The organism is Neptuniibacter sp. QD48_55 (genome assembly GCF_047778115.1).
Classification (GTDB): domain Bacteria; phylum Pseudomonadota; class Gammaproteobacteria; order Pseudomonadales; family Balneatricaceae; genus Neptuniibacter.
Window position 1 is genome coordinate 1,930,298 of record NZ_CP180555.1, and the last position, 15,169, is coordinate 1,945,466.

Genomic DNA, 15,169 nt, shown 5'->3' on the forward strand with positions numbered 1-15,169 from the left:
GTTACATATCTTTTATAAACTTATCGATCAACTGTCTTGAGATAGTAAATTTGGGTGGAATGGTTGGCAGGTCATCAACGTTGAACCAATCGGCGCTTAGAATCTCTTCACCGTCGGGCGTTATCTCACCCTCACTATAATCAGCCATAAAGCCAAGCATAAATGAGTGCGGGAAAGGCCATGATTGGCTGCAAATATACTTAATGTTTTTAACTTTAATTCCTACCTCTTCCATCACCTCACGTTCCACCGCGTGCTCTGCAGATTCCCCCGCCTCGATGAAGCCTGCCAAGGTACTGTAACGACCAGATTTAAACTTGCTGGAATGCGCCAAAAGACATTTTTTACCGTTACGCACCAAAACGATGATGCAAGGCGATAAGCGTGGATATTGATGATGACCACAAGATGGGCAAACCTTAGCTAAATCCGCCTCATCCATAATTAGTTCAGTAGCGCAACGTGGACAGAATTTAAACGAGGAATGCCAAGTTACTACTTGAGCTGCAGCAGATAAAACAGAAAACTCATCTTCGTTTTCAGTCTGCGACAAGGCTAAACGCAAATCCAATTTATTTAGAAATAAGTATTTACCCGCATCCTTTAGGATGACAATACGATAAGATGCATTAGTAACCTCAGGCAAATCAAAACTGATCTCCACATCAAGTGATTCCAGCTCTACCTCTGAGAAAAGAAATCTTTCTTGTTGATCACAAAGTAGCGACTCCCCAGACGCTAAAAAGTAGTTTTTTTCCTGTAACCCCAAGACTTACCTCCACTTTTCGCACTGTAAATACCTATTTATATATAAGCTCACAGCTGCATTAGAGCAGATATATAGGCATTAACTAGTCGTTTTTGCAACTCCATTCACAAGTTGCGAACCATTTTACTTAAAGACGCGCCTATTAATAATCTTAGTCTTTAGATTTACAAGACCAACTGTTAGTCTATGCCCACCCTAATAAATAAGGGTTTTCCCTATAACAGCAATAGCTGTTCTGATTATAGGAAATAGAGTAATGACCAACACATTATCACAAGCATTTGCTAGAAACTTCCTAGGCAATTCACCTGTATGGTACAAGCTAGCGATTCTAGGGTTTTTGATACTAAATCCAATCCTTCTGATTACCTTAGGGCCCGTAATTACAGGCTGGATTCTAATCTTTGAATTTATATTTACACTGGCCCTAGCATTAAAATGCTATCCCCTTCAACCTGGCGGCCTACTCGCCATTGAAGCCATAATTATTGGCCTCGCCAGCCCCGATTCCGTCGCTCATGAAATAGAAGCTAACCTCGAAGTCATCCTTTTACTTATGTTCATGGTGGCTGGCATCTACTTTATGAAGGATATGCTCCTTTGGGTGTTCACCAAAATACTCATTAAGGTTAGATCTAAAACCCTGCTCGCTCTATTGTTCTCTTTCTTCTCTGCATTGTTATCTGCTTTCCTCGACGCCCTTACTGTCACCGCTGTGTTGATCAGTGTAGGCGTCGGCTTTTATGCGGTTTATCACAAAGTCGCTTCGGGTAAGGCATATCACAATCCTGATCACGACCACGCCGATGATGAAGCCGTACATGCGAACCATCATGCCGATCTCGAAGAATTTCGTGCCTTCTTACGAAGCTTACTTATGCACGGTGCTGTCGGTACAGCGCTTGGGGGAGTATGTACGCTGGTTGGAGAGCCACAAAACCTATTAATAGCTGAAAAAGCCGGTTGGAACTTTTTGGAATTTTTTTTACTTATGGCACCCATTACATTACCAGTGCTAGCTGCCGGGCTAATTACCTGTGCATTAGTCGAAAAAACCAAAATCTGCGGGTATGGAGCACGCTTACCAAAAAATGTTAGGGATATTCTTTTAGATTTTGCGGCTGAACAGGATGGTAAGCGCACCTTGCGCGACAAAGCGGCATTCTGCATCCAAGCCCTTGTTGCCGGCTTTTTGGTCTTTGCACTAGCTTTTCATGTTGCAGAAGTCGGTTTAATTGGCCTTACGATAATCATTTTTCTAACCGCCTTTAACGGCATTGTCGAAGAACATCAGATAGGGAAAGCATTTGAAGAGGCACTGCCTTTCACCGCGCTCTTAGTTGTATTCTTTTCAATTGTTTCAGTCATTCATGAAAACCACCTATTCCAACCAATTATCGAAGCAGTTTTAGCATTACCGGTAGAACAACAACCGGGCGTATTCTTTATCGCCAATGGAGTACTTTCCGCTATAAGTGATAACGTGTTTGTCGCAACGGTTTATATCAATGAAGTCGTTGCAGCTTTGAATAGCGGCTCAATTACACGCGAGCATTTCAATTCGCTAGCCATTGCAATCAACACCGGCACCAATATCCCAAGTGTCGCAACTCCTAATGGACAAGCTGCTTTCTTATTCTTACTGACATCTGCGCTAGCACCGCTTATCCGCCTATCTTATGGAAAAATGGTAATTATGGCCCTGCCTTACACAATAGTGATGAGCGCTGTGGCTTACACCTCCCTACAGATGTATCTCTAGCCAACTATCTAAAAGTAAAAGGCCAGCATCCGAATGCTGGCCTTTCTGTTTTTCTGAGTAATGATTGAGCTTTTACACTTTGAACTTAGACACCATCGCCTGAAGTTGTTTAGAAATATCGCTCACTTGATCATTTGCTCCTGCTGACTGTTTAGCGCCTGCCGCAGTTTGTTCAAACCCTGCACTAATGCTTTCTAGATCTCTAGCGATATCATCTGCAACTGCTGATTGCTGCTCTACAGCGCCTGCAACCTGAATATTCATTTCACTGATCGCATTGATCGCATTATGTATTCGCTCCAGCGCCTCTGCAGTTTCCTCTGACTGTGCCACTGTTTGCTGTGACTGCGAGTAACTGGTTTCAATTGCTTTTACAGTATCTGCTGTACCGGATTGCAACCGCTGAATAATCTCTTGAATCTCAGTGGTAGAAGATTGCGTTCTTTGTGCTAACGTCCTTACTTCATCTGCTACAACTGCGAAACCTCTACCTTGTTCACCAGCTCGCGCCGCCTCAATTGCAGCATTGAGCGCCAGTAAGTTGGTTTGTTCAGAGATATTCTGAATAACCCCAATGACAACCTCGATATCAGAACTACTTTGTTCAAGGGTTTTAATAAACTCTACTGTTGTTTCAAGGTTACTCGCTAGATCACCAATTTCCGTCAATGTCTTACTGATGGTCTGCTTACCTCTTTCTACCTCAGACAACCCTTCATTTGATTGCGTGGCTGAATCGGTCGCATGCCGTACCACCTCCTGAATACTCATAGCCATCTCATTAACTGCTGCAGCAATCGATGAAGTTTTAGCTTGTTGTTGATCAATAATATGTGAGGTCTCTTCTGATATCTGGCTAGCAGAATCAGCATTAACGGAAAGGTCTTTACTGGTACTGATAATGTTACCAATAAGCGATTTAAGCATTTGTGACATTTCAGTAACAGATCGATATATCCCTGTATCACCGCTTGACACAACCAAATCTCTAGATAAATCCCCTTCTGAAATGCTTCGTGTAATAGCTGCGATATCAGCAGGTTCACCACCAATAGGCTTACGAATTACCTTCGCAATAACCCATGACAAAACCCCACCAACAACTATTGAAAACAATGAAAGCACAACAATCATCAAGACTGTATTTTCTGCCAGTGCTTGTATCTCTGGGCCTAGTGCATCTTGGTCTTCCTTAACTGATAGTTTTACATCCTCTAAGTCTTTCGCAATGATTGGCCCAATTTTATTTAAGGTTCCATTGATTAAGCCATTTCGCTCTTCAATGATATTAACCACTTTTGTGAAAGTAGATATGTACTGCTCGTGTTGCTGTTTGAATACACGTAACGACTCTCTACGAGTTGGGTTTTGAAGATTTTCATCCAACTTTTCAACAAAAGGCCATATTTTCTCTTGAAGCTCCTGCTTGGCCCTATCCTCATCAGCAGTAGCATTGGTAATAAGATACTTAGCTACATACAAACGACCTAGGAGTAGGTGCTCTTGGACCTGAGCGGCATAGAAGGCTGCGGTAATATCGTTATCTGCATAAGCCGATTTAATAATACTTGTCATCTGCTTACGCATTGATAGGCCTGAAGGATCAAGCTGGTTTTTTACTAAATTATTTCGCTCTCTAAACAGCTCAACTACTTTGCTAAAACCGTTTTTATACTTGGTTAGATTTTGTGCAGATTTAGCAACTAATTCCGCGCGTTCAGGCTTTTGAATCTCAACCTTGGCTTCAGCCATAAAGGTTTCAACTTTCGCTAATCGACCATCGTATTGTTTGATCGACTCTTCACTACGCTCATTTAGAAATTTTAAAACGCCTAAGCGAACCATCAGCATATTAGCCTGTAAACGACCTGCCAAGTTAGTATCACGAGCAAGGCCACGATACTCGACTACGCCGTTATAAACGCTGCTAACGCCTACCCAAGAGGCAATCGAAATGACCGCAAGAAGAATGATGATCGAAGAAAAGCCCGCACTAATCTGAGCGGTTAGTTTAAGTTTCTGAAACATAATACAACTCGCTTCATGAGGCTCTTCCCTAAGGCTCGTGTATATTTTGTTTATGGTTTAAACATCAGTGTAGTTCAGAAAACCTTAATGCAAGGGAGATTTTTAGTGAGTTCAGTTAATACAAGAAGTAAAAGCCAGAATAAGACAGGCTAATTACAACCTGATACACGTAACAGGGAATTATTAATACTTACCAATAATCTGGATTATTAAAGGCCTTAACACAGCCTAATTTCCCATTTGAAGGCTCAATATCACGATCATTAAACATCTGTGCAAGCCATCCCATTGGCTGACTCAATGGATAAGGTGGTTCGATTAACTCAATACTAACTTGTCTAAATCCAGTTTTTGAATAGAAAGCAGGATCGCCATAAGTAACCACCAGCTCTATGCCTTTTGCTTTTAACTGATCTAACCCATATCGGATCAGCTTTTGGCCAATGCCCTTTCCTTTGAAGCTGCTAGCAATAGCCACAGGTGACAACATAAACCCTAGAGTTTTATTCGGAAGGTTTAACCGACTGAAGAATATAGCGCCAACTAGATAGCCACGCTCATGTGCACAAAACCCAAGAAGATCGTTTTGTGGCGTTTCGTCCACCAACTTGGTTACCAATTGTCTTAGCAACCGCCCTTCATGCTCACCAGCAGAAGCTGTAAAAACTTCTTCGAACAGGTCTACGGCTTGTTGTAAGTTACTGTAATTGAAAACTGAAAATTCCATATCTACAGTCCTTAGAAGCTCATTTGAGTTAAGTCTAGTCACTAATATCTAGCAACTAGTCACTACAACCGCCCCGCTTTAATCGCCTGATGAATGCAATACTTAGCGACCACCTTATGAAATGGTTTGATCATAGCCATATAGATCTTGCCTGATTTAGTCTTTAAGTTGACCAAGGTTGATACTGCAAACTCATGATCAGAGGTTTTCATAACGGACAACCACATATCCATATTAGGCTCGTAGGCACCGCACACAACCTCACCATCAGTGACGAGTTCTATATTGAGAAAGCCCGCTTTTCTACCCTCCTCAATCTCATTCAAACTCAGCGACATTTCAGTAGAACTCGCCGAAAAACCAAACATTTTTACAACAGCATTTCTTATCTTGAGTGCTAACTGCATACTCTTAGGCATATAGCCAAAAATGCGATGGTAAACATCCTTAGCATTCAAGCCGTTATGACGAACAGAAACTTGAAAGGAGTCTCGGTAATAGCTTTCGCTTTCCTTACCGTAGATTGTCGTTTTTGATGGAAATTCGATTTCTGAAATCATTGCGACTAGCCCTTATTCCTTATAGATCTAACTTTGCAGATTCATTTATTACTGTTTGCTTTGTTTAAATCACCCAAAGGGCTGTTCTTTTCATAATCCGGACCAAAAAAAACACGCTGTAAAAAGCGTGTTTTTCTTAACCGATCTGAGATTAGATCTCAGTTTTCCCACCCATGTATGATTGCAGGGCTTCTGGAATTTGGATCTTGCCGTCTGCAGTTTGGTAGTTTTCCATAACGGCTAGCAGTGTACGACCGACCGCTAGACCAGAACCGTTTAGCGTGTGCAGAAGTTCAGGTTTACCTGTTTCTGGGTTTCTCCAACGTGCTTTTAGGCGACGCGCTTGGAAGTCTGTCATGTTGGAAACAGAGGAAATCTCACGGTACTTATCTTGACCTGGCAACCAAACTTCGATGTCGTAAGTCTTAGCAGAGCTAAAGCCTAAATCACCACCGCATAGTGTTACCACACGGTATGGTAGGTTTAGTTTCTGTAGGATCGCTTCAGCATGACTGATCATATCTTCTAGCGCGTCCCAAGATTTAGATGGCTCAACGATCTGTACCATCTCAACTTTTTCGAACTGGTGCTGACGGATCATGCCGCGTGTATCACGACCAGATGAACCTGCTTCAGAACGGAAACATGGTGTGTGCGCTGTGTACTTCATTGGCAGCTGAGCCGCATCAACGATCTCGTCACGAACGATGTTTGTTACTGGTACTTCTGCTGTAGGAATCAAGTAGTACTGACGATCACCGAACGGTACTTTAAACAGATCTTCACCAAACTTAGGTAGCTGACCGGTACCACGAAGGCTGTCTTCGTTAACCATGTACGGTACGTAAGCTTCTGTGTAACCGTGTTCTTCAATCTGTGTATCTAGCATGAACTGGATAAGCGCACGGTGAAGACGCGCCAATTTTCCCGTCATTACAGAGAAACGAGAACCGGTCAGTTTAGCGGCCGTTTCAAAATCTAGTTCGCCGCTCTTTTCGCCAAGCGCAACGTGATCTTGCGGTTCGAAGTCAAATTCACGTGGTGTACCCCAACGGCGTACTTCTACGTTATCTTCTTCGTCAGCACCTTCTGGTACTTCATCGCTTGGGATGTTGGGTACGCCAGAAAGCAACTCGTCTAGGTTGTCCTGTAGGCTGTTTAGCTCAGCTTTAGCTGCATCTAGTTTATTACCAAGATCAGCCACTTCTGCTAGCAATGGCTGGATATCTTCGCCAGCAGCTTTTGCTTTACCAATGCCTTTCGATCGTGTGTTTCGCTCGCTCTGTAGATTCTCAGTTTCAACCTGAAGCTGTTTACGCTGGTTTTCCAGCTCAACAAACTGATCAACCGGGAATTCAAAACCTTTTTTCTTAAGCAGCTGTGCTACTTCTTCCGGGTTAGCACGGACAATTTTTGCGTCGAGCATGAGCTTTTAAAACACCTATGTATAAAGATTAGAACAAGCGTGTAAACCAAAGGCCGCCATACATGGCAACCAAACACAGTAGAACGCTTAATAATATATAAATCGCAGCCGACATCATATGCCCTTGCTGCAGCATTGCGACAGTTTCTAACGAAAAAGTAGAAAAAGTTGTGAATGCGCCCATGAAACCAACCATTAATAGCGGTCGCATCTCTGGACTGAGTTTGGATTTTTCTAGAATTAGAACGAATAACACGCCCATCAAAAAAGAGCCAACCACATTACAAGTTAGGGTGCCGTAAGGGATACGATGCTCAGCATTATTCAGTAAGCTACTTACCCAATAACGACCTAATGCGCCCGTTGCACCACCAATGGCAATTGCGATGAGATTTAACATCCCTTAATCCTTTCCCTGCGGTTATTCGTCTGAATAGCGTTTGAGTGGGCTTTGTTGATCGAGCTGTTTGAGGTGACGTAATTTTTCACCAATTTTCAGCTCTAAGCCTCTTTCTTGAGGATGATACCATTGCTGATCTGCAATTTCTGGCGGTAAATAAGATTCTCCAGCCGCATAGGAATCGGGTTCATTGTGCGCGTAGCGGTATTCATCGCCGTAACCCATCTCTTTCATCAAGCTGGTTGGCGCATTTCGAAGATGAACCGGCACTTCATAGTCTTGCTGTGCTTTTACATCAGCCATACATTGATTGAAAGCCTGATAAACGGCATTACTCTTGGGTGCAGAAGCACAGTAGATAGCTGCTTGCGCTATTGCCCTTTCACCTTCTGCAGGCCCTACACGATCAAACGCGTCCCATGCTGATAAGGCAACTTGCATAGCGCGTGGATCTGCATTGCCAATATCTTCGGAGGCAATCGCCACTAGCCGTCTTGCGATATATAACGGGTCGCAACCACCATCCAGCATTCGGCAATACCAATACAAAGCACCATCGGGCGATGAGCCTCGAACTGATTTATGAAACGCAGATATCTGATCGTAAAAGATATCACCCTGCTTATCGTAACGACGCCCCGTTGATCGCAGTACCTCAGCAAGAACCTCTTCATTAATCAGTTCAGTTCCATCTTCTTGTGTTTCGGCTAGATCTGTCGCGATCTCTAACAGATTTAGGGAACGTCTAGCATCACCGTCCGCAGCTTGCGCTAAACGCGCTAACATATCGTCGGTAATCTGGAAGTTTCGATTACCCAGCCCTTTTTCGCTGTCGTGAATTGCGCGGTGAAGTACCTTTAGAATCTCGCTATCTTGAAGTGACTTTAAGGTGTATACCCTCGCACGCGAAAGTAAGGCGTTGTTCAACTCAAAAGAAGGGTTTTCCGTGGTCGCACCCACAAAGATGATGGTGCCGTCCTCCACATAAGGAAGAAAGGCATCCTGCTGGGATTTGTTAAAGCGGTGAACCTCATCCACAAAGAGGATTGTTTTACGTCCACTTTGCATCGAATGCTGTTTAGCTTGTTCTACCGCGATACGAATATCTTTTACGCCCGATAAAACAGCAGAAAGGGTAATAAAGTGCGCATCAACATGGTGAGCAATCAATTTTGCGAGCGTTGTTTTCCCAACACCTGGCGGCCCCCAGAACACCATAGAATGAGCAACACCCTGTTCGAGTGTGGTACGCAGTGGTTTGTCTGGCCCTAATAGATGGGACTGACCAATATATTCGGTCAGTGTTCTTGGACGCATACGAGCCGCTAAAGGCTCGTATGCAGGCGCATGGGAAAATAGATCCACTCTATTCCTCAATATCTACAATAACGTCTGTTCCTTCGGGAACACGAAAATAAAAGCTTTGATTAGTCACTTCTGGGTTAAGTGTCTGCTCTGCAAATACAACAGATGTGCGCTGTCCCAGAGAATCTTCCAACATCAGTTCAGAAATAACATTGCCTGCAAACGCTAAACGAATGCGGCTGAAGCTGTATTGATCAGATTTCGGTTTAAGATCGAAGATCTGCTCGCTTCCAGTATCTTCAACTAATCGAACTGCGTAAGTTTTCTGTAGTTCACCAATTTGGCCATTTAGAATCAAAGCCGGTGCGCTGTCTTGCTGTGTATCTGCAGCTCTTTTTGTCGCTTGCTCTAAATCAGGATCGTATATCCAAATGTACTCGCCGTCAGATACAATCTCTTGCGGGAAAGGTTGCTGAGTTTCCCAGCGAAAACGATTCGGCTTCGCTAAAAGAAGACTGCCTTCTGTTTTCTGTGCTTCACGGCCATTTTCAGCCAAGGTAACTTGTTCAAACTTGGCTGAAAAGCTGTTGTAGCCTTGTAGTAGCTCATTCAGCTTGTTGGCACCATCGGTTGCAGCCATGGCAACGCTACTCCCTGCGATTAAGCAGGCTGATGCGGTATGAATAGCAAATTTCTTAATGTAACTCGTTAATCTCATACTCAAACCTTTAAGGTGATATTACATCTCACCGTTCGGAGATGGGGCTAATACTTCACGTTGCCCATTACTGCCCGCAGAACTCACAACACCAGCGGCTTCCATCGCCTCGACCATTCGAGCGGCGCGGTTATAACCAATTTTCAATTTACGCTGTACGCTGGAAATTGAAGCTTTACGGGTTTCCAATACAAATGCGACCGCTTCATCATATAGAGGGTCTTGCTCATCATCGAACAAAGAACCTGAACCTCCGCCGTCTGAAACAGCATCACCTTCCGTAATTTCAGTAATATAATCTGGCTGACCTAGCTTCTTCCACGCCTCTACAACACGGTGCACTTCATCATCGCTTACAAATGCACCGTGAACACGGTTTGGCAAGCTGGTACCAGCAGGTAGATAAAGCATGTCACCCCAACCTAACAAGTGCTCTGCGCCGGACTGATCCAAGATCGTTCTAGAATCGATTCGTGAAGAAACCTGGAAGGCGATACGCGTTGGAATATTTGCCTTAATCAAACCGGTAATTACATCAACCGATGGACGTTGTGTTGCAAGGATTAAGTGAATACCTGCAGCACGGGCTTTCTGTGCGATACGCGCGATTAGCTCTTCTACCTTTTTACCCACGATCATCATCATGTCGGCAAATTCGTCGATCACAACAACGATGTAAGGTAGTGGTTCGAGCTCAGGTGCCGGTGTTCCAAATGGCTCACCATGCTCCTCTGCATTCCACAGTGGATCGAGGAGCGGTTCGCCTTTCTTACGCGCTTCTTCAATCTTGTCGTTAAAGCCTGCCAAGTTACGTACACCCATCTTAGCCATAAGACGGTAGCGTCGCTCCATCTCGCCTACACACCAACGCAGACCCGATGCAGCATCTTTCATGTCAGTAATAACTGGCGTTAATAGATGCGGAATACCTTCATATATTGAAAGTTCCAACATCTTCGGATCAACCAAGATTAGGCGAACCTCTTCTGGTGTTGCTTTGAATAGCAACGATAGAAGCATTGCATTTACACCGACGGATTTACCTGAACCTGTAGTACCCGCCACCAGCAAGTGAGGCATTTTGGCAAGGTTTGCTACTACAGGATTACCCGCGATATCATTACCTAAACCAATGGTTACTTTAGAACCGGCAGAGAGATAAGGTTTAGAACTCAGTACTTCGCTAAGATGTACGGTTAGACGAGATTCATTTGGTATCTCAATACCGACAACAGACTTACCCGCAATAACCTCAACCACACGTACGCTGGTCACCGCCATCGACCGGGCAAGGTCTTTAGCTAGGTTTGTAATTTTGCTGGCTTTAACACCCGGTGCTGGTTGTATCTCGAATCGAGTGATTACCGGGCCTGGGTTTACCTCAACAACTTCCGCAATCACGCCAAAGTCTTTTAGCTTGCTTTCTAGCAAGCGAGACATCTGCTCTAACTCATCTGGCGAGTAACCCGTATCTGTGTTCAGCTCTGGTGGATCTAAAAGCTCTAACGGCGGAATCTTGCGTGCAGGTTTACGTTTTGGAGCACCGGCTTCGTCCAAACCAAGCTCTTTATCTTGCATTGGTTTATGCGTTTCAGACAGCGGTACGATTTTAACCTGTGGTTTCGTGTCTTCTGGAATTGCTGGAGCTGCAACTGGAGCAGGTGTTGACATAGGACGCACAACTTCAGGCTCTTGCGCCACTTGTTGTAAAGGTTCCACTTGCACTGGTTCAGACGCTGTCAGAATTTCACCCGTTTCAGTATCAATCTGTTCTTCAAACGGCTGCTCAACTTTAGATTCCTGGCGAGTATGCTGTGGTCTGACTAAAGGAACTTCCTCAGCGGCTGGTTCCGTATTTTCAGCAGTATCAGTTACACCTGTTGCACTAAATCGAGAAGCAAATTTCTCTTCGATCGTGGCTGGTTTAGCACTATCTGAGAAACTTGGCTCAATACGGTCATTAACTAATGGAGGCGCTTGTTCTTCGAATTGATCTTTTATGTAGCCCCTTTGCAGAGCCGCTTCGGCTTTAGAAAGCTCATCATCAGATAGATCTAGAGAAGCTTCTGTTTCTTCTTGTTGCGGTAAAACAGACTCAGTCGATTTAACAACCTTCTGCCCTACTCGCTCCAGCACTGTACCCCAACCCATTTCTAACAATAGGGTCAATCCAAACAAAAGTAGTGCAAATAACACTAAAGAGCTGCCTAAGACACTCAATAGAGAGACAGCTAAGTCAGAAACTGCTTCACCTAAGATACCACCTGCAGTGAAAGGATAATCTAAACCAGTGTTAGAGATGTGAATTGCACTCAACGCACTAAAAGCCGTTAAAAACAGCAACGCGCCTGTTAAACGCAGCATAAAGAAAGGGATAACATCCAAAGCACCGCTATGCTTTCTAAACAGAAAACGTCCGGTTTGATACAAAATTAGAATAGGTATAAAAAACGCAGCTAGCCCCAAGCCCGAAATAAGAAGGTCTGCTATCCAAGCACCTACTGGCCCCGCTAAATTGCTAATTTCTGGCTGATAGCCAAGGTGTGACCATCCTGAATCCTTTGGGTTAAATCCAAATAAAGCCACAATCAAAAACAGGCTGACCGTAACAACAACGATTAAACTCGATTCACGGCTGATTCTTACAAGTAATTCGGGAAAACTTAAACGTTGTCCGTTGTCGGTCGCGCTCAAGGGTGAAGCTCCATAGATCAGTATTAAAAAACCAATGACTACAATAACATAATTTAATCCGCGACTAACGGTTGAAGCGCATTGGTTTATAATTCATAGTTACAAGATGCAGGTTTTCTTTACTCTTATCTGTAATATATCTGCACTGAATTTATACTAAGCTTTTGTATCTGAATTATTTCAATGGATGCACCCTATGTCTCTGACCAATTTGCATACAGATAACCGCCGTGCTTTAACCTTCCCAATTGGTTCTAGTATGTATGGTATCGATGTCAGCAACATTCTTTCGTTTTCAGATAGCTTCGGTGAAATTAAGTATGCCACTGAGCACATTGACGGATTTATCGGCTACTTAGATTTCCGTAATACACTCGTTCAAGTCTTTGAATGCGCAACTTCACTTGCTCACAGCAAAGAAAGAGACACGATTTTTGAGCTTATCGCTGAAATCAAAGTCTACCAGCAAGCTCATATCGACTGGATGGACGCCTTAGAGCATTCGATTCGCTCCAGCGAGCCATTTACAAAAGCACGCGACCCTCATGCCTGTGCATTTGGCCAATGGTTTTATAGCTATAAAACTGAAGATGATGGTCTAAGAGCATTGCTCGATAAAATTGAACAGCCTCACAAAGATATCCACTCTTTGGGTGATAAGCTTTTAGATATGTCATCTGCTGGCAAGCAAGAAGAAGCAGTTGAAATGCTACGCATCGAGCGCCAGACCTCTCTGAAAAAGCTCCTACGTACTCTCGAACATATTCAGGAATACCTCAAAAACAGCATCCACCCTATCGTTTTACATCTCACCAAAGATGGCCGAACGCCTTGGTTCTCTATGGTATTGGATAATATCGGTGATATTATCGACTACTCTCCGGTAGCCATGGACAATCTAAAAAAGATCGATCAAAGCACACCTATCGAAGGTTATGTAAGAGATCCTTCTGGTGAAAGCTTTATGATGCTGTCATTAGAACAATTCTATGAACACGCCAGTGCAAAACTCAGCATGGCGGGTTGATATTTTCTTAGTGCACCCCATTAATACACTCATAACTTTTTAACGGATTCATTTTTTTACTATGAGCGACGTACAACATCACCAGTTAATTATTCTTGGAAGCGGCCCTGCGGGCTACACAGCAGCCGTTTACGCAGCACGTGCAAACTTAAACCCAGTTGTTATTACCGGTATGCAGGCTGGCGGCCAGCTAACAACTACAACCGATGTGGACAACTGGCCTGGTGACGTTGATGGTGTTCAGGGTCCTGAATTAATGCAGCGTATGCAACAGCACGCTGAGCGTTTCGATACTCAAGTAATCTTTGATCATATCAACGAAACTGACCTTCAAAACCGCCCTTTCCGTCTAAAAGGCGATATGGGCGAGTACACCTGTGATGCGCTAATCATCTCTACAGGCGCTTCTGCTCAATACCTAGGCCTACCTTCTGAAGAAGCATTTGCAGGCAAAGGTGTATCGGCTTGTGCAACATGTGACGGTTTCTTCTACCGCGGCCAGAAAGTGGCTGTTGTAGGTGGCGGCAACACTGCCGTTGAAGAAGCACTATATCTATCAAACATTGCTGAAGAAGTAACACTGATCCACCGCCGTGATTCTTTGCGCTCTGAAAAGATCCTACAAGACAAGATCCTTGATCGTGCTGAAAACGGCAACATCAACATCATCTGGAACCATACACTTGAAGAAGTTGTAGGTGATGATTCTGGTGTTACAGGCCTTCGCCTTAAGAGCACAACAGATGGCGCTGAACAGAACCTAGATGTTGCAGGCGTGTTTATCGCAATCGGCCACAAACCAAACACAGATATCTTCGAAGGCCAGCTAGAAATGAAAGATGGCTACTTGAAGATTCAGTCAGGTCTTGAAGGTAACGCAACTCAAACATCTGTAGAAGGTGTTTATGCTGCAGGTGACGTATGCGACCACATCTACCGTCAGGCTATCACATCAGCTGGTTTCGGCTGCATGGCTGCGCTTGATGCAGAGCGCTACCTAGACGATCTAGAAAAATAAGTGAGACCGAAGCTGCCTTCATGGTAGCTTCTTTTTTTATGCTTCCTTGGTTACAAGATTCAACAGATCCATTTCCCCCGATCGATCAAGCTTTAGAAGATCCTAATGGATTATTAGCGGCAGGTGGTGATTTAACGCCTGAACGCTTAGTTTCTGCTTATCGAATGGGCATTTTCCCTTGGTATAGCCCTGGCGAGCCGATTCTATGGTGGAGCCCGAGTCCGCGCTGTGTCATTACCCCACAAGAACTGCATGTTTCGCGCAGTATGCGTAAACGCCTCAAAAAAGATGACTACAGGGTCGAGTTTGATAAAAACTTTGCTGCTGTGATAGCGGCTTGCGCAGAACCACGCAAAGGTGAAGATGGAACTTGGATCACCCGTGATATACAAAATGCCTATAACCACCTACATAAACTGGGCGTTGCCCACTCTGTAGAGGTTTACATGGAGGGAGAGCTGGTCGGCGGTCTGTATGGTTTAGCAATCGGGAAACTGTTCTTTGGTGAATCGATGTTTAGCCGTAAACGCGATGCCTCTAAAATCGCGTTGATAAAAATGGTCGAACAGCTGGAAAAGTGGGGCTATGCTTTAATTGACTGCCAAGTAAGTAATGAGCACCTGTTCTCATTAGGCGCTTATGAGATACCGAGAGAGTCATTTCAAAGCTATTTGGATAAATACCTTGATCAACCCCTCGATCATAGCTGGCAGTTTGAAACACATGGCGATTAAT

The 15,169-nt window shown here is 44.1% G+C and carries 13 protein-coding genes; 4 read left to right on the forward strand and 9 right to left on the reverse strand.

Going from position 1 to position 15,169, the window contains the following annotated elements; all coding sequences use genetic code 11:
- Position 1 precedes the first annotated feature (1 nt).
- On the reverse strand, positions 2 to 769 hold the full coding sequence (nudC, locus tag ACMXYW_RS08830; RefSeq protein ID WP_415903751.1) for an NAD(+) diphosphatase: 768 nt from the start codon (positions 767 to 769) through the stop codon (positions 2 to 4).
- Between the two features lie 256 nt (positions 770 to 1,025).
- On the opposite strand from nudC, the gene nhaB reads away from it, so the two are divergent.
- Positions 1,026 to 2,531, forward strand: coding sequence for a sodium/proton antiporter NhaB (gene nhaB, locus ACMXYW_RS08835; RefSeq protein WP_415903752.1), 1,506 nt, complete (start codon positions 1,026 to 1,028; stop codon positions 2,529 to 2,531).
- Positions 2,532 to 2,603: 72 nt separating this feature from the next.
- On the opposite strand, the gene ACMXYW_RS08840 is transcribed toward nhaB, so the two are convergent.
- The 8 genes from ACMXYW_RS08840 to ACMXYW_RS08875 form a co-directional block, all read right to left on the reverse strand.
- Entirely contained in the window at positions 2,604 to 4,559 is a 1,956-nt protein-coding gene (locus ACMXYW_RS08840) for a methyl-accepting chemotaxis protein (RefSeq protein WP_415903753.1), read from the reverse strand.
- 190 nt (positions 4,560 to 4,749) lie between these two features.
- Positions 4,750 to 5,286, reverse strand: coding sequence for a GNAT family N-acetyltransferase (locus ACMXYW_RS08845; RefSeq protein ID WP_415903754.1), 537 nt, complete (start codon positions 5,284 to 5,286; stop codon positions 4,750 to 4,752).
- 62 nt (positions 5,287 to 5,348) lie between these two features.
- Entirely contained in the window at positions 5,349 to 5,846 is a 498-nt protein-coding gene (locus tag ACMXYW_RS08850) for a DUF2867 domain-containing protein (protein WP_415903755.1), read from the reverse strand.
- A gap of 151 nt (positions 5,847 to 5,997) precedes the next feature.
- Positions 5,998 to 7,272 (reverse strand): serine--tRNA ligase, encoded by a 1,275-nt coding sequence (serS, locus tag ACMXYW_RS08855; protein WP_415903756.1) that lies wholly within the window; start codon positions 7,270 to 7,272, stop codon positions 5,998 to 6,000.
- A 28-nt stretch (positions 7,273 to 7,300) separates the two neighbouring features.
- Positions 7,301 to 7,672, reverse strand: coding sequence for a fluoride efflux transporter CrcB (gene crcB / locus ACMXYW_RS08860; RefSeq protein ID WP_415884872.1), 372 nt, complete (start codon positions 7,670 to 7,672; stop codon positions 7,301 to 7,303).
- A 21-nt stretch (positions 7,673 to 7,693) separates the two neighbouring features.
- Positions 7,694 to 8,989 carry a replication-associated recombination protein A gene (locus ACMXYW_RS08865; protein WP_415905883.1) on the reverse strand — a complete coding sequence of 432 codons (1,296 nt, stop codon included), beginning with the start codon at positions 8,987 to 8,989 and terminating at the stop codon, positions 7,694 to 7,696.
- 49 nt (positions 8,990 to 9,038) lie between these two features.
- Positions 9,039 to 9,695, reverse strand: coding sequence for an outer membrane lipoprotein chaperone LolA (gene lolA, locus ACMXYW_RS08870; protein ID WP_415903757.1), 657 nt, complete (start codon positions 9,693 to 9,695; stop codon positions 9,039 to 9,041).
- A gap of 21 nt (positions 9,696 to 9,716) precedes the next feature.
- On the reverse strand, positions 9,717 to 12,389 hold the full coding sequence (locus ACMXYW_RS08875; RefSeq protein ID WP_415903758.1) for a DNA translocase FtsK: 2,673 nt from the start codon (positions 12,387 to 12,389) through the stop codon (positions 9,717 to 9,719).
- A gap of 196 nt (positions 12,390 to 12,585) precedes the next feature.
- Between ACMXYW_RS08875 and ACMXYW_RS08880 the strand changes: the two genes are divergently transcribed.
- The 3 genes from ACMXYW_RS08880 to aat all read left to right on the forward strand — a co-directional run bounded on the left by ACMXYW_RS08880 (position 12,586) and on the right by aat (position 15,168).
- Positions 12,586 to 13,416 (forward strand): CZB domain-containing protein, encoded by an 831-nt coding sequence (locus tag ACMXYW_RS08880; RefSeq protein WP_415903759.1) that lies wholly within the window; start codon positions 12,586 to 12,588, stop codon positions 13,414 to 13,416.
- A 61-nt stretch (positions 13,417 to 13,477) separates the two neighbouring features.
- A complete protein-coding gene (trxB, locus tag ACMXYW_RS08885; RefSeq protein WP_415891580.1) occupies positions 13,478 to 14,434 on the forward strand; it encodes a thioredoxin-disulfide reductase in 957 nt (318 codons plus the stop codon).
- A 20-nt stretch (positions 14,435 to 14,454) separates the two neighbouring features.
- On the forward strand, positions 14,455 to 15,168 hold the full coding sequence (aat, locus tag ACMXYW_RS08890; RefSeq protein WP_415903760.1) for a leucyl/phenylalanyl-tRNA--protein transferase: 714 nt from the start codon (positions 14,455 to 14,457) through the stop codon (positions 15,166 to 15,168).
- Position 15,169: the final 1 nt, after the last annotated feature.